At 48.4% G+C, this 25,686-nt stretch carries 22 protein-coding genes; 21 read left to right on the top strand and 1 reads right to left on the bottom strand.

Features of this window, described 5'->3' with window-relative positions:
• The first annotated feature begins 3 nt into the window (after window positions 1-3).
• Genes PHO67_02235 through PHO67_02200 form a run of 8 tightly spaced genes read left to right on the top strand, consistent with a single transcriptional unit; the run spans window position 4 to window position 9,962 of the window.
• Entirely contained in the window at window positions 4-1,395 is a 1,392-nt protein-coding gene (locus tag PHO67_02235) for a radical SAM protein (protein MDD5545966.1), read from the top strand.
• A complete protein-coding gene (locus PHO67_02230; protein MDD5545965.1) occupies window positions 1,392-2,684 on the top strand; it encodes a glycosyltransferase family 39 protein in 1,293 nt (430 codons plus the stop codon). Before PHO67_02235 ends, PHO67_02230 begins: the two co-directional genes overlap by 4 nt.
• On the top strand, window positions 2,685-3,641 hold the full coding sequence (locus tag PHO67_02225) for a methyltransferase domain-containing protein (protein MDD5545964.1): 957 nt from the start codon (window positions 2,685-2,687) through the stop codon (window positions 3,639-3,641). It abuts the gene before it with no gap.
• A complete protein-coding gene (locus PHO67_02220) occupies window positions 3,638-5,065 on the top strand; it encodes a glycosyltransferase family 39 protein (GenBank protein MDD5545963.1) in 1,428 nt (475 codons plus the stop codon). The genes PHO67_02225 and PHO67_02220 overlap by 4 nt, the downstream gene beginning before the upstream one ends.
• Window positions 5,062-6,258: a glycosyltransferase gene (locus tag PHO67_02215; GenBank protein ID MDD5545962.1), complete on the top strand. Its 1,197-nt coding sequence runs from the start codon at window positions 5,062-5,064 to the stop codon at window positions 6,256-6,258. Before PHO67_02220 ends, PHO67_02215 begins: the two co-directional genes overlap by 4 nt.
• A gap of 1 nt (window position 6,259) precedes the next feature.
• The gene (locus PHO67_02210; GenBank protein ID MDD5545961.1) at window positions 6,260-7,351 is read left to right on the top strand and encodes a glycosyltransferase family 4 protein; all 1,092 of its coding nucleotides are present in this window, start codon (window positions 6,260-6,262) and stop codon (window positions 7,349-7,351) included.
• Window positions 7,351-9,252, top strand: a complete 1,902-nt coding sequence (gene asnB / locus PHO67_02205; GenBank protein MDD5545960.1) for an asparagine synthase (glutamine-hydrolyzing) — start codon at window positions 7,351-7,353, stop codon at window positions 9,250-9,252. The genes PHO67_02210 and asnB overlap by 1 nt, the downstream gene beginning before the upstream one ends.
• On the top strand, window positions 9,249-9,962 hold the full coding sequence (locus tag PHO67_02200) for a hypothetical protein (protein ID MDD5545959.1): 714 nt from the start codon (window positions 9,249-9,251) through the stop codon (window positions 9,960-9,962). The genes asnB and PHO67_02200 overlap by 4 nt, the downstream gene beginning before the upstream one ends.
• Here PHO67_02200 and PHO67_02195 read toward each other — a convergent pair.
• Window positions 9,959-11,089, bottom strand: a complete 1,131-nt coding sequence (locus PHO67_02195) for a glycosyltransferase family 4 protein (GenBank protein MDD5545958.1) — start codon at window positions 11,087-11,089, stop codon at window positions 9,959-9,961. The two genes, PHO67_02200 and PHO67_02195, sit on opposite strands and share 4 nt — an antisense overlap.
• Before the next feature lie 96 nt (window positions 11,090-11,185).
• Here PHO67_02195 and PHO67_02190 point away from each other — a divergent pair, with 96 nt between their 5' ends.
• The 13 genes from PHO67_02190 (at window position 11,186) to PHO67_02130 (ending at window position 25,684) form a co-directional block, all read left to right on the top strand.
• Window positions 11,186-12,685 (top strand): radical SAM protein, encoded by a 1,500-nt coding sequence (locus PHO67_02190; protein ID MDD5545957.1) that lies wholly within the window; start codon window positions 11,186-11,188, stop codon window positions 12,683-12,685.
• A 2-nt stretch (window positions 12,686-12,687) separates the two neighbouring features.
• The gene (locus PHO67_02185; protein ID MDD5545956.1) at window positions 12,688-13,512 is read left to right on the top strand and encodes a class I SAM-dependent methyltransferase; all 825 of its coding nucleotides are present in this window, start codon (window positions 12,688-12,690) and stop codon (window positions 13,510-13,512) included.
• Entirely contained in the window at window positions 13,509-15,383 is a 1,875-nt protein-coding gene (locus tag PHO67_02180; protein ID MDD5545955.1) for an ElyC/SanA/YdcF family protein, read from the top strand. Before PHO67_02185 ends, PHO67_02180 begins: the two co-directional genes overlap by 4 nt.
• 28 nt (window positions 15,384-15,411) lie before the next feature.
• Complete coding sequence (locus PHO67_02175; GenBank protein ID MDD5545954.1) at window positions 15,412-15,942, top strand: DUF4330 domain-containing protein; 531 nt, start codon at window positions 15,412-15,414, stop codon at window positions 15,940-15,942.
• The gene (locus tag PHO67_02170) at window positions 15,939-16,289 is read left to right on the top strand and encodes a hypothetical protein (GenBank protein ID MDD5545953.1); all 351 of its coding nucleotides are present in this window, start codon (window positions 15,939-15,941) and stop codon (window positions 16,287-16,289) included. The genes PHO67_02175 and PHO67_02170 overlap by 4 nt, the downstream gene beginning before the upstream one ends.
• Complete coding sequence (locus PHO67_02165; protein ID MDD5545952.1) at window positions 16,286-17,464, top strand: glycosyltransferase family 4 protein; 1,179 nt, start codon at window positions 16,286-16,288, stop codon at window positions 17,462-17,464. The genes PHO67_02170 and PHO67_02165 overlap by 4 nt, the downstream gene beginning before the upstream one ends.
• A 61-nt stretch (window positions 17,465-17,525) precedes the next feature.
• The gene (locus tag PHO67_02160; GenBank protein MDD5545951.1) at window positions 17,526-18,491 is read left to right on the top strand and encodes a GDP-mannose 4,6-dehydratase; all 966 of its coding nucleotides are present in this window, start codon (window positions 17,526-17,528) and stop codon (window positions 18,489-18,491) included.
• Between the two features lie 2 nt (window positions 18,492-18,493).
• Window positions 18,494-20,284 (top strand): hypothetical protein, encoded by a 1,791-nt coding sequence (locus tag PHO67_02155; GenBank protein ID MDD5545950.1) that lies wholly within the window; start codon window positions 18,494-18,496, stop codon window positions 20,282-20,284.
• Entirely contained in the window at window positions 20,281-21,744 is a 1,464-nt protein-coding gene (locus PHO67_02150) for an O-antigen ligase family protein (GenBank protein MDD5545949.1), read from the top strand. The genes PHO67_02155 and PHO67_02150 overlap by 4 nt, the downstream gene beginning before the upstream one ends.
• A 7-nt stretch (window positions 21,745-21,751) precedes the next feature.
• Window positions 21,752-22,762 carry a glycosyltransferase family 9 protein gene (locus PHO67_02145; GenBank protein MDD5545948.1) on the top strand — a complete coding sequence of 337 codons (1,011 nt, stop codon included), beginning with the start codon at window positions 21,752-21,754 and terminating at the stop codon, window positions 22,760-22,762.
• Window positions 22,747-23,832 carry a glycosyltransferase family 9 protein gene (locus PHO67_02140; protein ID MDD5545947.1) on the top strand — a complete coding sequence of 362 codons (1,086 nt, stop codon included), beginning with the start codon at window positions 22,747-22,749 and terminating at the stop codon, window positions 23,830-23,832. Before PHO67_02145 ends, PHO67_02140 begins: the two co-directional genes overlap by 16 nt.
• Entirely contained in the window at window positions 23,829-24,665 is an 837-nt protein-coding gene (locus PHO67_02135) for a glycosyltransferase (GenBank protein ID MDD5545946.1), read from the top strand. The genes PHO67_02140 and PHO67_02135 overlap by 4 nt, the downstream gene beginning before the upstream one ends.
• Window positions 24,656-25,684, top strand: a complete 1,029-nt coding sequence (locus PHO67_02130) for a glycosyltransferase family 2 protein (GenBank protein MDD5545945.1) — start codon at window positions 24,656-24,658, stop codon at window positions 25,682-25,684. Before PHO67_02135 ends, PHO67_02130 begins: the two co-directional genes overlap by 10 nt.
• The last annotated feature ends 2 nt before the right edge of the window (window positions 25,685-25,686 follow it).

Raw genomic sequence — 25,686 nt, 5'->3', positions numbered from 1 at the left:
CAGATGAACATCTTACTGGTAAAACCTTATAACCTCAGCGATCATATCCAGCCTTCCCTGGGCCTGGGCTATTTGGCCGAGTCGTGCAGGAAGGCAGGGCATAATGTGACGATACTTGATTGCATTAAAAAAGGCATGAAGGCGGATGCCTTGATCCGTATGGTCAAAGAGGCAAAGCCCGATGTCGTCGGTTTCCAGTGCTATACGTTCGACCTGAAATTCGTCAAGGAGGCCCTGGAAGGATGCAAAAACCTGGAGCCGGGCTTGATAACTGTCCTGGGCGGGCCGCATCCTTCTGCCGCCCCCGAAGAGAGCATTAAGTATTTCGGCGCTCCTTTGGACTTCATCTTCGTCGGGGAAGCCGAAAAAGGCCTGCCTATTCTGCTCGACAGGCTTGGGAAAAAAGGACCCCGGGACCTTTCGGATATCCCCGGGTTAGGGTGGAGGGAGAACGGCCGTGTGCGCATAAATCCCCAGATATTCGTCGAAGACCTGGACAGCTTGGGAATGCCGGCATGGGACCTTATCCGGCCCGAGGAATATCCCGAATGCCAGCACGGCGCCGTTTTCAGGAAGTTCCCCATAGCGCCTATAATAGTCACCCGCGGTTGCCCTTTCTCCTGCACGTTTTGCGCGGGTAACATAATAGGGGGGAAGAAGATACGGAAGCACAGCGTAGATTTCATCCTAGGGCAGATCAAGTATCTGTATGATAGGCATGGCATACGTGAGTTCCATATTATAGACGATAACTTTACTTTTGACAGGGCCTACGCAAAGGAATTGCTGCGGAAACTCGCCGATTTGCACTTGGGTATAAGCTGGGCGACCCCGAACGGGGTCCGCATAGACTGCCTGGACGAAGAAATGCTTGTGCTGATGAAAAAAAGCGGCCTTTACCTTATTTCATTAGGGATAGAATCAGGCTCAGACAGGGTACTTGCCTTAATGAAGAAAGGGACCACCACCGATAAGATACGGAAGGGGATAGACATGATCCGCCGGTTTAAGATAGATGTGGCGGGATTTTTTATCGTTGGCTTCCCGGGCGAGAAAGAAGAGGACATCAGGAAAACGATCCGTTTTTCGCTTGATCTGGGTTTGATCAGGGCGAATTATTTTACGTACCTGCCTTTTCCCGGCACGGCCAGTTATAAGGAGTTGGCTTCAGAGGGGAAATTGGGCGGTGTTGACTGGGACAGGTTTTATTTTATGAGCGCCCCGTACGCGGGAGACGGCTTGAACCAAAAACAGGTCAAATCTTTGCAACGTGAAGCTTTCTTAAGATTTTATATGCGGCCGGGAATAATGATAAAGAACATATTGGCGATCAAGTCTCCGCGGCATTTCAAGTTCCTCCTGAAGAGGTTCTTCCATTGGGTTATCATGAAATGAAAAGAACAATATTGATCGCCCTGGCGATCTTTGCCGTGGCTCTGCTGCCGCGGCTCTATGCAGCCCTTTCCGAAGGACAGGTCCTTACGCCGGATTCCCTTTATTACAACGGCCTTGCCGGGAACATCCTCGAGGGCAAGGGATTCAGCGTGGACGGGAAGCCTACTACTTTCAAAGAGCCGTTTTATCCTTTTTTCCTGGCGTCGCTATATCATATATTCGGCAATAACTACGCGGCCGTTAAAGTTATCCAGGCGATCATAGGCGCGTTGACATGCGTAATAATTTTTATGACAGCAAGGCGATTATTCGACGCCAAAACAGCCGTTTTGGGCGCGTTGATCTGTTGTTTTTACCCGGCATTTATCAGGACCACCGGGCTTATGATAACTGAGCTCCTCTATACCTTTTTGCTTATCTCGATCATATTCTTCCTTTTAAGGTTTATCCAGAACGGCGGTTATGGGAATTTGGCCTTTTGCGGGGCCGCGTTGGGGATAGCTTCGCTCACGCGCTCTGTTATAGTCCTGCTTCCCTTTTTTATCCTTCTGGTGATGGGAAAGATCTTTCTCTCCCATGCCCGCAGCGTCAAAAAGTATATTATAAGTGCGGCCATCCTGCTGACTTTTTTTATACTGCCGATAGCTCCCTGGACCGTCAGGAACTGGAAAGTGACCCATCGTTTTATCCCCATTTCCACCACGATGGGAATAGGGCTTTATAGCTCATATGTGCCCAGAGAGGGGAAATTATACGGCTTTATCGCCAGTGATGAAGTCGTGGAAAAGTCCAGGTCATTAGGATCCGAGGCTGCGCAAAGCGATTTCCTGGCAAAAGAGGCGCTAAAATATATAAAAAACAACCCGCTGCGTGTCCTAAAACTGGAGGTATTAAAGACCGTTTATTTCTGGAGCGTCTTCGATTGGGAGATCCTGGGTAACGGCGTGTATAATTACATGTATGCGTTCATTATGCCGTTTTTCATCTTAGGCATATTTGTTAATTCCAAAAGGTCCTGGGAGTTGGCTCCTGTCTATCTGCCTATTATCTATTCTTTTTGCGTTTCTTTGGTGTTCTACGGTTCGCCGAGGTTCCGCCTGCCTATTGAACCGTATATTATCATGATCGGCGCCGCAGGCATTTTCCATTTTATCCGCAGGTCCAGGAATAAGATTTTTCCCGGCCTATTGATAAGCGGTTACTTTATGTTGAACGTATGTTTTTATGCGGCCTCATATGAAACAAAAGTGTTCTTCAGGTCCATATTCCAAAAGATAGGGCTTTGGTAGATGTTAAATGAAGAGTTGAGGGATAAATTGGCTTGCCCGGGCTGTTTGGGGGACCTGTCATTCGGCGAAGGGGACTTTACTTGTAATAAGTGCCACAGGAAATACCCGGTGGTCGACGGCATCCCGGTACTGATAAATGAGGACAAAAGTTTATTCAGGATAAAGGATTTTCTGGGCAGATCTTCGACTACCATCGAATTAAGCGGCTTTAATAAAGGGTTCCTGAGGAAGATATGGAGCAGGGTCACCCCGGAGCTTACTCTCAATATTTACAGCAAAAGGAATTTCAAAAAATTCATCAAGGAGGCATGTAATTCCGCGGCGAGGCCCGCGATATTGGTCATCGGGGGAGGAGTTTTGGGCTCGGGCCTGGCGGAGATCGCCAAAAATGACAAAATAATGCTCATCGAGAGCGACGTTTCTTTCGGCCCGCGGACGCAAATAATTTGCGACGCGCACAACCTGCCGTTCGCCGATTCTTCCCTTGACGGGATAATTGCGCAGGCCGTGCTCGAACATGTCACGGACCCTCACAGATGCGTAAGCGAGATATACCGCATCTTGAGACCGAAAGGGCTTGTGTATAGCGAAGTCCCTTTTATGCAGCAAGTCCATATGGGCAGGTATGATTTTACGAGGTTCACTGATTTGGGGCACAGGAGGCTTTTCAGGAATTTCGAGGAGATAAAAAGGGGCGTAGCCGGCGGGCCTGCCAGCGCCTTGGCGTGGAGCCTCAGGTATTTTTTCATGAGTTTTACCGATTCCCCGTTCATCAAGAAGATATTAAGTACGTTATCTATTTTCGCGTTCTTTTGGATCAAATACTTAGATTTTTACCTCGTAAAAAAGGCATCTTCCGGCGACGCGGCGGGAGGGTTTTATTTTCTCGGGAGAAAAAGCGATAAAACCGTGACGGATGCGGAAATAATCTCGCTCTATAAAGCAAAGGGCAAATGATCTTGAATAAAATAGCGGTATTCTCATATATTTTACTGGGGATCGTCCTCGGCTTTATTTTGACGTTCTATACCGCCGGTTTATTCGTCCTGTCCCTTTTTTTGGCGTCCCTGCTCGCAATAAAACTATTTTTTAAAAAAGAATCCTCAAGTTTCCTGATAAAACTTTTCATCATAAGTTTTATCCTCAGGGCGGCAATGTGCCTGGTCAATTATAATGTAGGCCTCGAGCCTCCTTTCTGGGGAGGAGATACCCAGCCTGACGCCGCAGTCTACAATGTTAACGCCTTTTATATCTCTCATTTGTTGAAGGATAATCCCGCGGAAGAAAACCTTGCCAGGGCCAGGGACCCGTTCTTGGACAGGATGCTTGATAAGACGCGGTACTTCCATGACAACCGGCTGCCCGACCTCGGGGGATACCAATTCGACAGTAATGTTTTTGGGTTGGGCGTTTTTTATGCGTGGCTCGGTTATGCGCCGGTCGCGGCTAAAATGACCAACAGCCTTATTTGCTGCTTAAGCATTATTCTTGTGTATTTGATCTCCCGCCGGCTCTTTGGAGAGGAGAAGCCCTCGCGTATCGCCGCCGTAATTTTTGCGTTCTTCCCGTCTATTTTCTACTGGTCTGTCACCGGCTTGCGCGACAGCGTCAGTAATTTTTTGCTTTTGGCTTATTTATTATTCCTTGTCAAGCTGATCACGGAAAAGAAGTTTAAATATATATTCTGGGCCCTGCTTTTTATATATCTATCGAACCTCTTCAGGACTAAGTTATCAATATCATTGTTGGCAGGATTGGGCGTGGTTTCTGTATTCGCCCTTCTAAAAGCGCTTAAGGTAGGGAAAAGCACTATCCTAAGGGTATCTTTGATCTTCGCCGTATATTTTATCTTAGCGTTTGTATTTGCGGATAGGACGACAATAACCTCAAAGATCGTAAATACCGCTAATTTCATTGCCCGAATTAACCTTGCCCAGGTAGTTTCGGGCGGGGCATACCATCCTTCTCAGACAAATTACAGGATATACTCGGATCTGGTCTACCAGCAGGGTAAGCTGTCGCCCGGAGATGTCTTTTCTTTCGGATACCTTGCGACTATCCTAAAAGCGATCTTGTATTTTTTCTTTGCACCGTTCCCGTTCGGGAACTGGAGCCTGAGCTTCCTGCCTTTTTATCCGCAGGTCATTTATTGGTATTTAATGGCCCCGTTTACCGTAACGGGATGGTTGCTTTTCCTGAAGAAGGATAAGTATACCTCGCTTACGCTCACGGCTTTACTCTTGGTGCTTATCCTGCCTGCCGCTCTTTTCGAAAGCAATATCGGGACGGCTTTCCGGCATAAAGACATGTTCATACCCGTCGCTTTTATATTTGCGGCGTACGCCCTTACAAGACAACGGGCAGATAACCGGGGTTCATGAAGAAGATCCTGTATATCACTTATGACGGCCTGATGGACCCGGTAGCCCAATCTCAGGTCTTGCCGTATCTCAAGGGATTGTCAAACAGGGGATTCGGCATCTCCGTCATCAGTTTCGAGAAGAAGGAAAGAATGGGCGCAGGGAAGGGCCGGGAGGAGGTCAAGGCGGAGCTGGAAAAGAACGGCATAACCTGGGGACCGTTAAAATACCACAGGTCACCCGCGATCCCGGCCACTGTTTATGACATTATAAAGGGTTCTTGTTCGGCGTTATCAAGTATACGAAAGGGCGATGTCGGGGCCGTGCACGCAAGGGGATATATCCCTGCGCTGATAGGGCTCTTTCTTAAGCGGGTGGCCGGGAAAAGATTAATATTTGACATGAGGGGTTTTTGGCCGGACGAAAAAGTCGACGCAGGTGCCTGGGAGAAAGGCAGCCCGGTCTATGCGTTATTCAAGAAGATAGAGAGGATGCTTATAAAAGGAAGCGATGAGATAGTCGTCCTGGCCGGGTCGGCGGAGAGGTCCCTGAAGAAGGATTTCCCCGGGGCCGCGATCACGGTCATCCCGTGCTGCGTTGATACCGGGTTCTTTGGTCCGAAACCGCGGGGGGATATCCTGCCCGGTGACGCAATGAACAGGCCCGTTTTAATATATTTAGGAAGCACCGGGACGTTTTACGACCTGGATGGGATGGCGCTTTTTTTTAAGGCCTTAAAGGAAAAGATCCGCGGCGCCTATTTCTGGCTGGTCACGAATTCCGCGGCCGGGGAGGTCGAGGGCGTTATTTTGGGACACGGCATAGACAGGCATGATTTTGCGGTAACCGGTCTATCCCGCAAGGATATTCCGCTTGCCTTATCCTCCTCGGCCCTGTCAATAATGTTCTATAAGCGCCGGCTCTCCTCGGCGGGCTGCTCCCCCATAAAATTTGCCGAAAGCTTATCCTGCGGCCTGCCGGTAGTGATCAATTCCGGCATCGGCGATACGGAAGAGGTGATAAACAGGGAAAACGTAGGCGTGGTCGCCGATCTTTCAGGCCCCGGAGGGATCGAAGAAGCCGCAGTGAAGGCATCGGGATTATTACCTGTAAGTGAAGGCCTCAGGAAGAAGTGTGTCTCCTCCGCGAAAGAATATTTTTCGCTTGAGCAGGGGATCGATAAATACAGCATGATCTACCGAAGGCTGACCTGAGATGAAAGTATTATTCTGGGTCCCGTATCCGCACGAGGGCGCAAGCAACAGGTATAGGATAGAGCAATACCTCCCTTATTTAGAAAAGGAAGGCATATCTGCCGCTCTTCACCCTTTTTGGAGTAGCGCCGCCTTTAAGGTTTTATATGAAAAGGGGAACTATTTTAAAAAGGTATTCTTTTTTTTATTAGGGGTCGCCTCGCGTTTTCTGGACATATTTCAGTTATCGGGGTATGACGTCGTTTTTGTACACAGAGAGGCTTTTCCGCTCGGCAGCTGTTTCTTCGAATCGGTTGTGAGTTTTGTCAGAAAACCGGTAATATTCGATTTTGATGACGCAATATTCCTGCCTTTTACCAGCCCTCAGAATAATTTTATAGAAAAATACAAAAAACCGCAGAAAATAGCCAAGATAGTGGAACTTAGCGACTACGTGATAGCAGGAAACGACTATCTGGCCGAATTTGCGCTGCGCCATAACCGGTGTGTTTCCGTGATACCTACTCCCGTCGATCTGGATAAGTATTATCCGGCCGCCGGGGACATCCGGGAAAAAGTGGTCGTTGGCTGGATAGGCAGCGTCACAACGATGGATTTCTTAAAACCGATGACGGGCGTATTTGCGAAGTTATCGGAGCGCTTTCCCAATATCGAATTTAAGATAGTCGGAGGGGATCTCGATAACGGTAAAATTCCGGGCGTGATCTGCGTGCCATGGTCGCTTGAAGAAGAATTAGGCCAATTGAGGACGTTTGATATAGGGATAATGCCCATGCCGGATAACGAATGGACAAGAGGAAAATGCGGGTTCAAGGCTATCCTGTACATGAGCATGGCAATACCTTCTGTATGCTCTCCGGTGGGCATGAACAAGGAGATAATAGCGGACGGGGTTAACGGTTTCTTGGCTTCTGACGAAGATCAATGGCTAAAAAAACTCACCCTATTGATCGAAGACTCCGGGCTTAGGAAGAGAATGGGGATTGAAGCGAAAAAGACGGTGGAAGAAAGATACTCGGTTAAGGTAAATGCGCCTAAATTTATAGCTGTTTTAAAAGAAGCTTATAAGAAAAACAGGCAGGGTCAAATATAATGTGCGGTGTTTGCGGGATCGTCGATCATATAGGGAGCGGTATTGCGGGAGAAAAGACGATAAAGGATATGTGCAGGGAATTGAGGCACAGGGGCCCGGATGACGGGGGTATTTATCTGAACAACGGGATTCCTTCCGTAGCCCTGGGCCATAGGAGACTAAGCATCATTGATCTGTCCCAGGCAGGCCACCAGCCAATGAGCAATGAGGACGGGTCGGTCCAGCTGGTCTTTAACGGAGAGATATATAATTACAAAGATCTAAAAGATGAACTGAAAATGAGAGGGCATATATTCAAGTCTGATTCAGACACCGAGGTCATGGTACATCTTTACGAAACTTACGGAGAGGAGTGCGTAAGGCATCTCCGCGGCATGTTTGCATTTGCGGTATGGGATGAAAAAAAGAAAAACCTTTTTTTGGGGAGAGACAGGGTAGGGAAAAAGCCGCTTCTCTATTGCCGATCGGGGAATATTTTTTGTTTTGCGTCTGAATTTTCATCAATTTTGGCAAGCGGCTTAATCAATAAAAGTATAAATCTCAAGGCGGTTGATTATTATATGAATTTCGGTTATGTGCCGGCCCCGTTCACGATCTATAACGGCGTCTTTAAGCTTCCGGCGGCGCATACCTTGACATTGAAAGACGGAAATATCCGCCTGGAACGGTACTGGCAGGTTGATTATTCCGGCAAAATAAATATTTCGGAAGAAGAAGCCTCGGAGGAAGTCTTAAGATTGCTCAAAGAAGCGGTAAAAATCAGGTTATACAGCGATGTGCCTTTGGGGGCTTTCTTAAGCGGAGGAATCGACTCAAGCGCGGTAGTAGGCCTGATGAGCCAGGTATCCGGCGCTAAAGTAAAGACTTTTTCAATAGGTTTTGAGGAATCCGATTACAACGAGCTTAAATACGCAAGGATGGTCGCGGGAAAATTCGCGACGGAACATCACGAGTTTATCGTGAAACCGAACGCGCTTGAGATCCTTCCTTTGTTGGTAGAAAGGTACGGGGAACCTTATGCCGACTCCTCCTGTATACCTACTTATTACGTCTGCCGGGAGACAAGGCGATTCGTGACGGTAGCCTTGAACGGCGACGGCGGCGACGAGGCATTCGGAGGGTACGAGAGATACCAGGCAATGCTGATCTCGGAAAACCTGCAAAAATTACCCATATACTTAAGAAACATGATAAGCGGGTTAGCGGGCATCCTTCCCGATTCTGTCAATCAAAAAGATACGCTCAGGCGGTTAAAGAGATTTTTAGGCAGCGCGGGGCTGCCGGCGGGAGAGAGGTACCTAAGGTGGGCCGGTATCCTGGGGGAGGTCCGCCCGGATGAGTTGTATTCGGACGAGTTTTTAAAAGAGACCCGTTCATCCGGTCCTTTAGCTATCCTGGAACCTTACTTAAATCGCCCCGGCAAACCGGATCTGCTGGACCGCCTTCTTTTGGCCGATACCTCGACGTACCTGCCCGATGACCTGCTGGTCAAGGTTGATATAGCCAGTATGGCTAACTCCCTCGAAGCGAGGTCTCCGTTCCTCGACCATAAACTCATCGAGTTTGCCGCAAAGCTGCCTTCCGATTTTAAGATCAGGCGGGGCACAAAGAAATACATCCTGCGAAAGGCCGTCAAAGGGCTGCTTCCGGAAGAGAATATCCGCAGGAGAAAGATGGGGTTCGGAATGCCGGTCGGGCAATGGTTCAGGGGGGAACTCAAGGGTTTCTTATGCGACACGGTGCTTTCCGCGCCCTCTCTTAAAAGGGGGTATTTTAAACCCGGCGCGATAAAGAGGATGGTCGAAGACCATACCTCCGGGAAAAAAGATTACGCATTCCAGTTATGGGCGATCTTGATGCTCGAATTGTGGCATAAAAAATTCATGGATACCGCGATATGAAAAAATACAGATACGGGTTGCTGGGCTGTATCGCCGCTTTGGCCGTAACGGCGCTCCTCCTTAACCTGGAGGTCACGACCCTGCAGGGAGTAAATTATAAAGTCCATGCCGTCAAGCTGCCTTTATATCTTAAATTACTGGATTTCTTTGACAGGCATTATAATTATGGGGTCCTGGCGAAGAAGATAGTCTCGGGCGCCAAAAGCGACGAAGATAAGGCGATGAAGATATTTGAATGGACACGCGCAAACTTAAAGGACAATCCGAAGGAATTACCCATAATAGACGATCATGTCTGGCATATCATTATAAGGGGATACGCGGTCGACGACCAGTTCCAGGACGTTTTTACCACCCTCTGTAACTACGCAAACGTCAATTCCTTCTTTTATGACGTATATTCAGAAACGGGGGAGGGGAGGAAACCTTTGTCGTTCGTGAACTTAAGGGGTACGTGGGCCGTTTTTGACGTCTATAACGGCGTCTATTTCGTGAACAAAAAAGGCCAGATAGCCGGCATTTCAGACTTATCCGGGGGAGACTGGAAAGCCGTCAGCGGCATTAAAAGAGATATCCCCGGTAACTATGAAAAATTTTTCAAAAATTTGGATTCTATAAACTTTCAGAAATGGAGGCTAAGCAGGGGCGCGATCCAATCTCCGCTTAGGAGATTTATGTATTTCATGAAAAAACCGGTTGCCGAGGATTAGGCCTTTATCTTTTGGTATATATCCAGGAGAGTTTTTTTGCATTTTTCCATGTCCAGATTTTTCTCTACAAAGTTTGCCGCATTTTCAATGATTTTTTCCGTCTCCTTTTTATCGGAATAGATCTTGAGAATGGCATTAGATAGCTCTTCCGGATCCAGTTTTTTGATGAGTATCCCGCTTTGGCCGTCTTTTATCCATTCGCGGATAGAAGTGATATCATAGGCTATTACCGGGATTCTGCAGGCCATCGATTCTGCTATGCTTGAGGGCGTGCCGTCGAAAGAGGAGATAGATACGGTACAATCCGAGGCGCAATAAAGAAGGGGCATTTCTTCATAAGCCCTTTCTTCCGTGAAGACCACATTGTTTTCAATCCCGGTCTTACGGGTAAGCTCTTTGATATAGTCCAGATATTTGGCGTCTGCGACATAAGTATGCAACATTAAAACGATATTGGGTATTTTGTCCTTTAATAACGGGATCGACTTTACCAGCAGCTCCACATTGGTATAGGCAACCAGCCTTCTGGGGCAAAAAACCACGAATTTACCCGTTAGATCCAGGTCTCTTTTTATCTGTGTGGTATCGTACCTGTTATTGAACATCTTTAAGTCAACGCCTAAGCCGATATCGCCCATGATAACGACTATTTTTTCGCCGGGTACGCCGTTTTCAAGCAAATGTTGTTTGTGGTCTTTACAGCCGACGATTATCATATCGCTTGTTTTGAAGATAAATTTCGCCATTAGTTTATTATGTATTAAATATCTTAGCCAATTCGTAGATCTATGGCCGTATATGTCTATGCCCCCCAAAATAGTTATCATTTGGGGATGGAAACTGGAGAGCGCCGCTAATAAGCCTGGCGTTCCAAGGGCATAGTGGCATGTCAGCGCATCCGGCTTTATTCTTTTTGCGATCTTTTTAAGTTCGAGGAGGTATTTTAAGAAAATGAAAGGGTTCTTATTGACGGGCTCAAAATGGGCTATTTCAGAGACATTTTTAATTGTATTGGCATACCTGTTATGATAAGATAACACATAAATTTGATGTCCCGCTTCGCCCAAAAAACGCAGCCACTTTTGGGTATGTGAGGTCAAAGGCTCTGCAATAAATAATATCTTCATCAGTATACCTAGTCTAAGTCTTGTTAATTTATTCTGTTAATGGAAACATTTTATCACAAAAGTAGATAAAACGGAACATATACGTCGAAGATGGATATGAAAGATAAAAAACAATTCCGCGTCCTGTTCGCCTCGCTGTTTAACGATGAGGCCTTGAATATAAGGCTGTTGCATTCGATCGTCTACCATAAAGGTTACGATGCCCGGATGGTCTTTATCAAGAAATTCCCCATAAGGAACCAGAGAGGACAAGAGTACCTGAAAAAGTCGTTTTTACACGAACCGAATGAATTGACAGATACTGAATTACAGATCTTTGCGGATTTCGTCGTAGATTATAAACCCGATGTAATAGCATTCAGCCTGGTATCATCGAACTTTGAGCTTTATAAGAAAATATATAGCAAGATCCGCGGCCTCGGCGATTTTACCATTATAATAGGGGGCTGGCAGGCATCCCTTAACCCCGAGCATACCATACAATATTGCGATGCGTTATGTATCGGCGAGGGAGACGAAACCATATCCGAGGTCGTTGACAGCTTGTTCAACGGCCGGCCGATCGACCATTTGCAGAATTTATGGGTCAATAAAGCCGGGGCTACGGTAAAAAATGGCGTGCGGCCTCTGGTTAAGGACCTAAACAACAATCCCGTACCGGTTTTTAATGATGAGACCGTATATTCCATCGAAGACGGCAGTTTGATCCCGGGAGAGCCTTTTGTGAATAATGTCCGGTACGGCATCATGGCCAGCAGGGGTTGCCCCTATAAATGCACATATTGCTCCAATGAATACATGGCAAACAAGGTCTATCACCGGGACTGGTCTAAGACGAGGCACAGGAGCGTCAGCCACGTGCTGTCGGAACTGTCCGAGATCAAGGCGAGATTCCCGAAAATAGAAAGGATAGATTTCCTGGATGAAGTCTTTATCCCGGACAAGGCATGGTTGGAGGAATTTTGCGGCAAGTATCTGAAAGAGGTTGCCCTGCCTTTTTACTGTTTTTTCTATCCCGGGACATGCTCAAGGGAGACGGCAAAAGCGTTGAAGGGAGCAATGCTGAACGGGGTCTGGCTCGGAGTACAATCGGGGTCCGAGAGGATAAGGAGGGATATCTTCAAAAGGTTTTACCCGAATGAAAAAGTCCTGAAACAGGCGGAAGTATTCAAGGAATACGGCATAAATGTGAAATACGACTTCATTTTCGATAACCCGTTCGAAACATTCGAAGATTCGCTTGAAAGCATCAAGCTTATCCTGGAGCTGCCCCAGCCGTTCTACCTTAACCTGTTTTCTTTAAAATATTTTCCAAAGACAGAAATAACCAATATGGCCCTGGAGCGCGGGTTCATCACAGAAGCCGATACAGATGATTTTTATAAACCGCCCGAAGGCGTGCAATATTATAAAGTAAATATCGACGGGAGGGACAACGACGTTTCTTTTATTAACCGTTTGGCAATGTATATCTCTTTCCTGGCCCTGGAAGAGAAAGTAAACAAGAAAGATATAAACGAAATGGTTGACCGGTATTATGATAGCAGGGATCTGGGTCCTGTGACAAAATTACTGGAACCCTACCTTACCGCCTAAAGATGGATAAGTCCGGAATAACGGGGAGGACTTACGGGTTTCTATGGACAAGGCCGAATGTCTTAAAGCCGGTAGAAAAATGGCATTTTGACAGGATGCAGGACGTAATAGATGAGCCGATAGTAAGGGGGGAGATCGGCATAGATGTGGGCTCAGGCTGCGGTTTTGACAGTTTCATCATGGCAAGGGACAATCCCTCTGTCCGGATAGTCAGCATGGATATTTCGGACGGGGTATTTACGGAAAAAAAGATCACAGCCGGGCTTAATAATGTTGAGATTATCAAGGGTTCCGCTTTAGAGATCCCTTTAAACGGCGGGATATTCGATTTCGCCTATTCATTCGGCGTTTTGCACCATACCCCGGAACCTAAGAAAGGCTTGGCCGAGATCGCGCGGATTTTAAAGAAAGACGCGCCTATTTTCCTGTATCTCTATGAAGACCATTCCGAGAATTTTTTTAAATATATGGCCATCAAATTGATCAACCTTCTAAGGATGCTCACGACAAGGGTTCCCAAGAGGGTCCTTTATTTATTGTGTTATGCGCTTTCGCCGGTCATTTATTTATTTTTTACCGTCCCTTCAAAAATATTGGGAATGTTTAAAACAACGGAAAAGATAGCCGAGAATGTCCCTTTTAATTTTGGAAAGGGGCCATTCTCGTTGAGGGGCGACCTTTACGATAGATTCGGCGCGCCCATCGAGCATAGGTTTGGCAGGTCTGAATTACTGGGCCTTTTGGAGGAAGCCGGGTTTACAGGGACAAAAATTTCGAGAATGAAGGATACGGCCGGTTGGGTTTGCTGGGGGCATAAGAGCAAATGATCAAAAACGAAAATATTATCTGCATATCCAGCATAGACTGGGATTTCATCTGGCAGGGGCATCAAGAGATAATGCTGACTTTGGCCAAGAACGGCAATAAGGTGTTTTTCATAGAGAACACCGGGGTGCGGATGCCGGGAGTGAGGGACATCTCGCGCATAAAAAAGAGGTTCAAGAACTGGTTCAGGGGAGTAAAAGGAGTGAGAAAGGAATCCGCGAATCTCTATATCCTTTCGCCGCTGGTCGTGCCTTTCCCGTATTTCAGGCCTGCCCGATGGATCAACAGGATAATGATCTTATCCGTCCTGAAAAAATGGATGAAGGCGCTAAATTTCACAAACCCCATAATCTGGGTTTTTCTGCCCACCGCCCTTACCCTTGACCTTATCAACGGGATCGACAGGAAATTACTAATATACTACTGCCTTGATAACCTTAAGCTGGTCTCATCTACGGCGAAAAAAGTAGAGCAATACGAGAAAAAGGTCATTGGGATGAGCGACCTGGTATTCGTTACGGCGGACAAGCTTTACTCGTACTGCTCGCAGTTTAACGAAATGGTCTATAAATTCCCGTTCACCGTAAATATAGATAAATTCGACAGGGGTAAGACGGGCGCGGCTGATTTGCCCGTAGACATGAAGGGCATCAGGAGGCCGGTGATCGGCTTTTCGGGCGGGGTGAGGAAGTGGCTGGACAAGGAGTTGATCAAATACCTGGCCGAGTCGCACCCTGAATATTCCTTTGTGTTTGTAGGGCCTTTGCAGATGGACGTCGGGGAGCTTGCGCGGCTGAAAAACATATATTTCCTGGGGCAGAAATCCCACGACGAGTTGCCGAATTACGTGAATAATTTTGATGTGGCGGTCATACCGTATCTCATAAACGAGTTCACCGAATGCATCTATCCGGCAAAGCTGAACGAGTATCTGGCGTTGGGCAAAAGCGTCGTTTCTACGGGCCTGCCCGAGCTCAGGCATGTGAAAAAAACATACGGGAACATAATTTATATAGCGGAAAATAAGGAAGAGTTCAGCGCCTGTATCGATAAGGCCTTGGGCGAAGATGACAGCAGTATGATAGAGAAGCGGGTCGCCTATGCCCAAAAGAACAGCTGGAAGAACCGGATCGAGGAGATGAGCCGGCTTATAGAGGGAGCCGTTGAAGAAAAGATGGCCCGGAACGAGGCCGGCTGGAAAGAGAACCTGCTCGCCTTTTACCGGAAGGCGCAAAAGCGCCTGGCGCGCCTCGCCGTAGCCGTAGCGTTTATTTACCTCATCATCTTTTACACCCCGCTTGTCTGGTTTTTGGCGGGGCCGCTCAAGATAACCGATGTTCCGCGCAAGGCTGACGCAATTGTGGTATTTGCCGGGGGCGTAGGCGAATCGGGGAAGGTAGGCCAAGGTTACCTGGAAAGGACCGAATACGCGGTCGAGCTATATAAGGCTGGTTTCGCTAAGAATATCATTTTTTCTTCGGGATATATGTATATTTTCAAAGAGCCTGTCATGATGAAAGTCATCGCCGTTTCACTGGGAGTGCCCGAAGATGCGATCATCCTGGAAGACAAGGCGATGAGCACTTATCAAAATGTCGTATTTTCAGAGGAGATATTGAAAAATAAGGGATGGAACAAGATCCTCGTGGTAAGCTCCCCGTATCATATGCGGCGGGTCTCGCTTGTATTTAAAAAGACCGGCAAGGGGCTGGAAGTGGCCTATACCCCGGTGAAAAAAAATTCATTTTATAAGCACAGGACGGATGATTTTTATGCCGGGGGGAGTTGGAAGCAGATCAGCTTTGCGCAGATAGAGGGCATATTCCGTGAATATCTGGCCATCTTTTATTATTGGTTGAACGGTTATATTTAAACAGGATGCCAAACAAAGGAGAAGGAAAATGAAGTTTATCGATGAGAAAGGGAAAATATTCGGCAGGATCAACCTTATTGATTTTCTGGTGATCCTGTTCTTGCTGGGCCTTACGCCGGTATTTTATTTAGGGAATAAGGCATTGACGCATAAATGGGCTGTTAAAGATTATAAAAAAATCTCTATAAAGATCAAATGCGCCAGTGTCATGCCCGAATTAGCGGGTTTTTTCCGCGAAGGGGATATAGTCAAGGATAACGAAGGCAATACGATAGGGGTCTTAAAGAAGATCATCAGCAACGTACCTTCGGAGATCATCACTATAAACCAGTTCAACCTGAGGAACAACGATTATTTTTTAGTCCCGAACCCGAGCGGCAGGGATGTCGTGTGTTTATTTGATGTAAATTGCACGGAAGAGAGAGGGGTTTTATTTTTTAACAATTACGCCGTGAAAATAGGTAATAGTGTAGTATTAAGTACTGATAGTTATAATTTCCAGGGCGTGATAATAGATTTTGACAATGCGCACTTAGCGGAGAAAAAAGGGAATAAATGAACCAAAGAGTGACAGAGGAAAGCAAGGTCGCGGCGTGGCTGTCCGGTTTCTACGGTGAATCGCGGTCGATCATCGGGGATTTAATAAAAAACAGCAAAACAGCGGTCTTGTTATCAAGGATCAAACAAGGCTTTTTCAATAAAGCGGTCAGATCGGCGTCTATTTTTATATTTACGGCGGTCATGGTGAATATTTTTTTGGATTTAGCGCTTCACAAGGAAATGAGTTTACTTGATATGATAATAAAAAGCGCAGTCTTAATTTTATGCCTGGGCGGATTTTCCTGCGAAACCGGCTGGCAGGAGATCAAGAAGAACAGTTTTATTTTAAGTAAAATTTTTAAATGACCCCAAAAAAACTGAAGGTCCTCAGGATCATCGCCCGCCTGAATGTAGGCGGCCCGGCCATTCACACCATCCTCTTGACGCAAGCCTTAAATGACGAATATTACAGGTCTATCCTGGTTACGGGCAGGGTCGGTATCGATGAAAAGGATATGGGCTATTTGGCCAGGGGAAAAGGCGTAGAACCGCTTATCATCCCGGAATTGGGGCGAAGGATCGATCCGGTAAACGATCTCATAGCGCTATGGAAGATGTACTTGATCATGCGGCGGGAGAGGCCGGATATAGTGCATACCCATACAGCCAAGGCCGGTGCATTGGGAAGGGCCGCGGCAATTTTGGCGGGGATCCCGGTCAGGATACACACTTTCCACGGGCATATATTTGAGAGTTATTTCAATAGTTTCTCTGCCGGTGTCTTTCTTTTCATAGAGAGATCCCTGGCTTTTTTTTCCAAATATATAGTGGTAGTCAGCGAGACGCAGAAAAAAGAGATAATTAAAAAATATAAGATAACCGGCGATGAAAAAGTAAAAGTAGTGCCCTTAGGCCTGGAGTTGGATGTGTTATCTTCGATCGGGTCGAGGGAAGGGAAGCTCAGGAATGAGCTGGGTATCGGCAATGACTGCGTCCTGATAGGGATAATCGGAAGGCTCGTTCCGGTCAAGAACCACAGGATGTTTTTGGATGCCTGCAAGAAATTATTTGATAAGGCAGGCGGACGGGATATAAAGTGCATCGTGATCGGTGACGGGGAAGAGAGAGCAGGGCTTGAAGGATATGCGGAGAAGTCAGGGATCCGCGAGAAGATCGTCTTTCACGGATGGAAAGAGGAGATGGCCGATGTATATGCGGACCTGGATATCATCGCCCTGACATCGTTTAATGAAGGCACTCCCGTAGCTTTGATAGAGGCGCTCGCTGCCGGCAGGCCTGTCGTATCGACCGATGTGGGCGGCGTGAAGGATGTAGTGGATGACGGGATAAATGGCTGTCTCGTCGCTTCGGGAGATGCCGCGGGTTTCGCAAAACGCCTCCTTGAGCTGGCCGTGGATCCTGAAAAACGGGACGAATTCGGCAGGAACGGCCGCCGGAAAGTCCTGCAGAAATATTCCAAAGAGCGCCTTGTGAAGGATATGAAAGCCCTTTACGAAGAGGCGCTTCGCCAAAGGGATTGAGGCATATTGCAAAATCGTATCAGATAACTTATAATAGAGTCTTACAAAAGGAGATAAATTCGTGAATTACCTGATCACGGGAGGGGCCGGTTTTATCGGCTCCCATCTGTCGGACAAGCTGGTAGGAGAGGGACACAAGGTGACCGTCCTTGACGATCTTTCTACCGGGAAGATAGAAAACGTGAAACATCTCGAGAGCAATCCCTCTTTCCAGCTTGTTGTGGGGACGATCCTTAATCAATCCCTCGTGGACAAGCTGGCCGAACGCTGCGACGCCATATTCCATCTCGCGGCCGCAGTCGGGGTCGAGCTTATCGTAAATCATCCCCTCGAATCCCTTACGACGAATATCAAAGGAAGCGAGACCGTCCTGGAGATGGCGTATCGCTATCATAAAAAGGTCCTCATTACGTCCACGTCCGAGATTTACGGTAAGAATACGCAGGGGCCGCTGAAGGAGGACCAGGACAGGATACTCGGTTCGCCCCTTAAATCGAGATGGAGCTATTCGACCGCCAAGGCGGTGGACGAGATGCTTGCCTACGTATATTGGAAAGAGAAGAACGTCCCGGCCACGATCGTCAGGCTTTTTAATACCGTAGGGCCCCGCCAGTCGGGGGCATACGGTATGGTAGTCCCGAGGTTCGTGAAACAGGCTCTCGAGAATAGGGATATAACCGTTTACGGTTCCGGGAAACAATCAAGGTGTTTCCTGCACGTAAAAGACGTTGTGAATGCCCTTCCGAAAGTCATTGAAAACCAAAAAGCCTACGGGCAGGTCTTCAATATCGGGAGCCAGGAAGAGATCACGATCGAAGGGCTTGCCCAAAAGGTCATAGAGATAACAGGCAGCCGCTCAAAGGTAGTCCGCATACCTTACGAAAAGGCCTATGAGGAGGGCTTCGAGGACATGGAGAGGAGGGTACCTGACACGACGAAGATACGCGACCTGATAGGGTTCAAGCCCACCGCGGATCTAAAGACTATCATCGAAGACGTTGTTATGTATACAAAGGAAAAGGCTTAGACTTGAAATTCTTGTACTTGTTTTTGACGGCATTTTTGATCAGTTTCCTCCTTACACCGCTGGTAAAAGCGATTGCCGGCCGCGCGGGTATTGTGGCCAGGCCAAAAGAGGACAGGTGGCACAAGAACGTCATACCGATTATGGGCGGAGTGGCGATATATGCCGCGTTCATATTAACCTATCTGGTTTATCTCAGGGACCTAAAGGGAGGGTTTGGGCTTCTTATCGGAGGCACCTCCATATTTTTGCTCGGAGTAGCGGATGACCTAAAGGGGTTGACCCCTCAGTCCAAGCTTGTCGGGCAGATAGTTTGCGCTTCCCTGACCGTCATTTCGGGGGTCTCGATAAATATAATACCTTCGGCGTTGGCCATACCGTTGACTATACTGTGGATCGTCGGAATAACCAATTCCTTTAACCTGCTCGATAATATGGATGGCTTATCGTCAGGAGTTGCCGCGATCGCTTCGCTCACTGTTTTCGCCTGCGCTCTGGCGCTCAATAATCATGAAATGGCCATGTTCGCGCTTATACTGAGTGGCGCGGCCCTTGGCTTCCTGCCGCATAATTTCTATCCGGCTAAGATATTTATGGGAGATTGCGGCGCGATGTTCCTGGGTTTTACCCTAGCCTCGATCACGGTCATGGGGACATGGAAAGAAGCCTCGCACCTATTTCTCGTCTTGCTTATACCCGTATTGGCGCTCGCGGTCCCGATCTTCGATACGATCTTCGTCACGGTGACCAGGACGATAGACGGGAGGTCGGTAGCAAAGGGAGGGAAAGACCACACCTCCCACAGGATGGTTTTTCTCGGTTGGCACGAAAGGAAAGCGGTCACGGTCCTGTATTTAATATCGCTCCTCTTCGGGCTTGCGGCCTACGCTTCTTTGTATATGAAGGCATATGTAAGCATTACGGTAGTGACGCTGCTCCTCATAGTAGTCTTCTCGCTAGGCGTGTTCCTCAATAAGATGACCCGCAGGGAAGAGGATGCAACCGCCGCTACATTGCCTCGCAGCGTTTCATATTACAAGAACCAGTCCGAGCTTATCGACGCCCTGATAAAATATAAGAGGGTCATTTTCGAGGTAGTATGCGACCTCTGTCTGATCTGTATCGCTTATTTTTCCAGTTATATAATCCGCTATGACGGCGTAATAGATCCCTTTAATTTTAAACTGATAGCGAAATCACTCCCGATAATGATAGTGGTAAACCTGCTTGCTTTTTCGATCACCGGCGTTTACGGGAATATCTGGAGATATATAGGGCTCAACGAGATATTGAATATAGTCAAAGGCGTTATACTGGGAACCGTGGTTTCGGCTACTGCGCTTGTGGTAGCGTTCAGGTTCGAGGGTTTCTCAAGGATGATATTCCTGCTGGACGCAATGATCCTGCTGATCCTCATGTCCGCGGTAAGGGTCGCCTTCAGGCTCTTCAAGGAGCAGATATTCGTTTCGCTGGACGCGAAAGGGAAGAAGATATTGATCTTCGGAGCGGGGGATACCGGCGATGCCTTCCTTCGCGAGGTGCGCAAGAACAAGGCCTTTAATTACTGGCCGGTGGGATTTGTAGACGACGATCCGTCGAAGCAGGGCAGGAGGATCCAGGGAGTCTCGGTATTAGGAGTAAGGTCCGATATCCCGCGGTTGGTTGAGGTACACTCGATAGACGAGGTGATCATCGCCATACCTTCAGCGGATAACAAGACAAAAGAGGATATAGAGGCGATCTGCAGGGAGAGCGGAGCGCAGTACCATCAAGTAAGCGGGATATACCTGAGATGAGTGCCGACAGGCAAAGACTCTATGCGGCCTGCGACAAGGTCGTCGAGTATATGCTTTATACCCTCGTCTTCTTCATTCCCACCTCCAAGAGCGTGGTCGAGGTCTTTGCCACATTGTCGATAATGATCTGGCTTTATAAAAACGGCCTCAAAGCATGGGAATGGACGCTAGGGAAGATGAAATCATTTGTCCCCCCCGCATCGACTTACGATGTATTGAAGATCCTCGTTCCTGTGGGTATCCTGGCGGTCCTCCTCGTATATTCATCGATCATGATCTCCCTGGCGGTCATCTCTCACCATTTTGATATTGAAGGAGACCTGTTCGTGACCGGGGTCTTCCTCCCGATAACCCTATTTGCCATATTCCTGAACATACTTTTTTTTATAGTAGCCCTGGCGGTCGCAAGGTCAAATCATGGGTTCAGCCTTAAGGCATCAACCTTATCCTTTATGGCCGTAAGCCTGATAACCTCTGCCTTCACAAGCCAGCGGCTTGGGATGAGCGCCGAAGCGTTCCTCTTCAAGACCATGGAATATCTTCTGATATTCCTGATAATGGCGGATGTAATTAACACGCCGAGGAGGGTCTTTAATCTTGTTTCTTCTTTTTTAATCGCCGCCTTTTTTTCCGGAATAGACGGCATATACCAGAGATTGGCCGGCTATGACCTTTTCCGGAAGTTCCCCATGTTCGCTGACATGAAAATAACCGCGGCGTTCAAAGCCCCGAATGATTTCGGCACTTATGTAGCGACAATGTTGCCTTTGCCGCTTGCGCTCATTGCCTTTAGCGTGATGAATTGGAAGAAAAAAATCGGGCTTTTAGTGATATCCCTGGTCCTTGCGGCCTGTTTGCTGCTTACTTTCGCGAGAGGCGCATGGCTGGGATTCGTTGCCGGGTTTTTATTTCTTCTTATCTTTACCGGCTGGAAACGTCTCGTTGCCGCGCTCATAATAGTGGCTTTACTGGTCTCATTAACTGCGTTGATCGCGCCTCCGGATATCAAGGCCCAGTTGGGCTCCTTATCTAAATTAGGGAGCGACCTCTCTTCGATGGACAGATTTTTAATATGGAAGACAGGCTGGAAGATGTTTTTAGACAGGCCTTTATTCGGCCATGGGTTAAATACATTCATGAGCGTATTCGAGAAATATAAACCCGCTAGTTATGAATGGATCGTTTATGCCCATAATTGTTTCCTCCAGATAGCCGCCGAGACAGGGATAATAGGCCTTCTGGTCTTTTTGTGGTTCTGCGTGAGTGTTTTTATCCGGGGCATCTCAAAATTTACGGGTACTTCCGATAAGTTCTTGAAAGCTGCCGCAATAGGTGCGGTCGCATGTATAATAGCTACCCTCGTCAATAGTTTCGTCGATACCAACCTCTATTCCCTTCCGCTGGCGGTCCTTTTTTGGTCGATGTGCGGACTCGCGGTCGCAAGGGTTCAGCCTGAGTAGGTCCAATTTGTTAAAGCCCCGCAGGATACTTCTCGTCAGGACGGACAGGATTGGAGAGTTGTTGCTTACTACCCCGGCGTTCGGCTCGGTACGAGAGAGTTTCCCCGGCGCCAAAATTACGCTCCTGGTAAAACCTTCTTCTTCGCCTGTGGTCGAGGGGAATCCCTGCTTCGATTCCATCGTCAAGCTCGATCCCGTTCCCGATCTCGATTCGTTTGCAAAGCGCTTGAGATTTATCCGCTTCCTGAGGGTGTCGGGGTTCGATATGGTCGTCATCTTCAATCCGAGCAAGTTTTTTAATGTCGCCGCCTTTCTCGCAGGGATACCCGTAAGGGTAGGTTACGACAGGAAACTCGGGTTCCTGCTTACGCGTTCGATCGAAGACAAAAAATACCTTTGCGAGAAACACGAGGTCGAATATAACCTCGACCTTGCGAAGGCCGCAGGTGCCGTGATCTTAAGCAAAAAACTCTGTTTTCCTTTGGCAGAGACGGATGAACGCGCCGCGGCGGAAATATTAGCGCGGAACGGCATCACCGGAGGCGGTTTCGCAGCCGTCCATCCGGGCACAAGCAACCCGGAAAAATTATGGCCGGCCGAAAGATTCGCCCAAGTCTGCGATAAGATGATCGACGCGTTCCGGATAAAAGCCGTTTTGGTCGGCGGAGAAGATGAGCGCAGCGCCGCCGCCGAAGTAAAATCGAAGATGCGTAATGAAGTCACCGACCTTACCGGAAAGCTGGCGCTCAAGGAATCCGGCGCCCTTTTAAAAAGGTCGGCTCTCCTGATATCGTGCGATTCGGGGCCGGTGCATATTGCCTCTGCGATGGGAACGCCGGTGATCGCCCTTTTTGGAGAGGCGCGCTCGGGCGGGTCATCAAAAAGGTGGGGGCCTTACGGCCAGGGGCAAAGTCCCGCCGCAGCGGGGCATATCGTCGTCGGGAGACGAAAGGTCACAGATATCACGGTTGACAACGTATTTGAAGCGGTGAGCGGGAAATTATGCAAAAAGCCCTAAAAAATATACTTATCATCAATCCTTTCGGCATAGGAGACGTGCTTTTTACGACGCCTCTCATTGAGGCGCTAAGCGCGCGGACCGAAGGCTCCGGGATAGGCTTCCTCTGTAACCGCCGCACAGAGCCCTTGCTGAGGGCTAACCCGAAGATAAAATGGGTCTTCGTCTACGAAAAAGACGAACTGAGGGCGCTCTGGAAGCGATCGAAGGCCGGATATTTCAAAAGATTCTTTGCCTTGGCGAAAGATATAAGGGAGAAAAAATTTGATGCGGCCATAGACCTTTCGCTGAGCAGGGAATATTGGTTCCTATGTTTTCTCTCGGGTATAAAGGAAAGGATAGGATTCGATTACAAGAACAGGGGCAGCTGCCTGACCAGGAAGATAACTATAGACGGTTATCACGATAAGCATGTAATAGAATATTATCTGGGGCTTTTGCGGTTTATGGGAGTTGAGCCGGCGCAAAAAGGGATAAGCCTATACCTTTCGCAGGGAGATAAAGAGTGGGCGCGCGGTTTCCTCAGAACAAACGGGATTAAAGAAAGAGAGTTGCTTGTCGGTATCGCACCGGCAGGAGGCGCGAGCTGGGGCAGGGAAGCGGCGATAAAACATTGGCGAAGCGAGGGTTTTGCCGGAGTAGCGGACCGCCTTATAGAAGAACGGGGCGCGAAGGTGATCATAATGGGGAGCGAGGCCGAGGCCGGAATATGCGAAAAGACGGCGAAAGCCATGAGGAATCCGGCTGTGATGGCTTGCGGCAAGACAACGCTCCTGCAATCTGCGGCGCTGATGGCCTTGTGTGACCTTGTCATCGCCAATGACGGAGGTCCTTTGCATCTTGCCGTGGCTGCCGGCGCGAGGACGGTGGGGATATTCGGGCCGGTCGATGAGAATGTGTACGGGCAGTACCCGCCCTCAGCGAGGCATAAAGTCGTCAAAGAGGATATCGCATGCCGCCCCTGTTACAGGGATTTCAGGATGAAAGAGTGCGGCGACAGGAAGTGCATTTCGGGAATAAGTGCCGAAGCCGTTTTTAAGGCGGCAACGGAGGCATTGGCGGCCAGATGAAACTCGCGCTGATCTTTAACAAGGAGAGAGAAGACACGATAGGGCGTTATTTTGAGCGCGCCGCGGCGAAAATGAGCATAGAATTCGACCATTTCTGGACGAGCAACAGCAATATCCCGGCCGGATACGACCTTTACCTGCGCATCGACCATGGCGATTATAAATACGACATACCGGGCCACCTCAAGCCTTCCGCCTTTTACGCAATAGACACCCATCTCGAGAAGCCGTACAGGAAGATAAAAGAACAGGCCGGCCATTACGGTTTTGTTTTTTGCGCACAAAAGTCCGGGGTGAAAAAACTGAAAAGAGATGCCGGTATCGACGCCGAGTGGGTCCACATCGCCTGCGACCCGGAGATACATAAAGACCTGAAGATCGACCGCAACCTCGACATCGCTTTTGTCGGGACGGAAGGCAAAAAGAGTTTAAGAGGAGAGCTCCTTAAGCTCCTCGCGCGGGGATACCCGGAGAGTTATATCGGCAGGGCGGATTCGCGCTTCATGTCTAACATCTACAGCAGCGCGAAGATAGGGTTCAATTATTCGATCAATGATGATATAAACATGAGGATGTTCGAAGTGCTTTCGTGCGGAGCGCTGCTCATTACGAACAGGTTGAGGGATGACAGCGGCTTTAACGAACTATTCGAGGACGGAAAGAACCTCGTGACATACGGCAGCGCCGGGGAATTATTGAGGAAGACGGAATATTATCTTTCCCATGACGAAGATAGGGCAAAGATCGCCGGGGTGGGCCGGGCGCTTGCGGTGGGCCAGTATACCTATGAAGCCAGCCTGAAGAAAATGCTGGAGGCGTGCGGATGGAAATAAGGTGCGACCTTGTACTTTTAAGCTGGAACAACCTCGCTATCCTGAAACGGTGCGTGGAATCGTTGATGCGCTGCACCGGCGTCGCTTCGCGCCTGATAGTTGTCGATAACGGGTCGACAGAAAAAGGGATCCGCGAGTTCCTGTCAGAGATCAAGGACGGGCCGAACGTCCGCGTGGAGGTGATCTTTAACCGCCTCAATGAAGGTTTTCCGCGGGGCATGAACAAGGGGATGGAGAGATCCCGCGCCCCGTACGTTTGCCTGCTTAACAATGATATAATAGCGACCGAAGGCTGGCTGGATGAGATGATAAGGGTGGCCGGGAGCGACCCGTCGGTAGGCATGGTCAACCCTTCTTCCAATAACTTCGGGCTGCGTTTCGGAAAAGACACCACGCTGGAGGAATTTTCGAGGGGATTCGTGGAACACTCCGGGGAATGGATCGAGATGAACGCCTGTGTCGGCTTCTGCATGCTCATTAAGCGGGAAGTGATAGAAAAGATCGGATTTCTCGACGACAAATTCGGTTACGCCTATTTCGAAGATACGGATTACAGCCGCAGGGCGCAGGCCGCGGGGTTTAAATGCGTAATGGCGAACGGATGCTACGTGTACCACGAGGAGGGCAAGTCCGGGAAATTCCTAAAAGACAAGGATGATACGTTCGACAGGAGCGCGCGGATATTCGAGAAGCGATGGGGCAGGATACTTCGCGTCGCCTTTATCGTGACGGAGAGAGAAGCCGTTTCCATGGAAAAGGCCGCGCAGGAGATAAGAGAGGAACTAGTCGGACATAACAGGGTCTGGCTCTTCGCGGGAAAAGGCGTCGACCTCAGCTCCCTCCCAAAACATCTTGACCTTATGAACGATTCCCCTAAAAACTTCTTTAAGTTGAAATCATTTTGGAATATCATTATAAGGAAAAAGAGGTTCGACAGGATATATACCGGAGACCCCGTGCTGCGCGGCGCGCTCGCGGGTTACCGGTTCTTCCGCGGCGCGGAGATAAGGGAAATTTAAAC

The sequence above is a fragment of the Candidatus Omnitrophota bacterium genome, from assembly GCA_028716565.1.
GTDB lineage: Bacteria > Omnitrophota > Gorgyraeia > Pluralincolimonadales > Pluralincolimonadaceae > Pluralincolimonas.
Note: the sequence above shows the minus strand (reverse complement) of the source record. Positions and strands in the feature narration are given on the sequence as shown.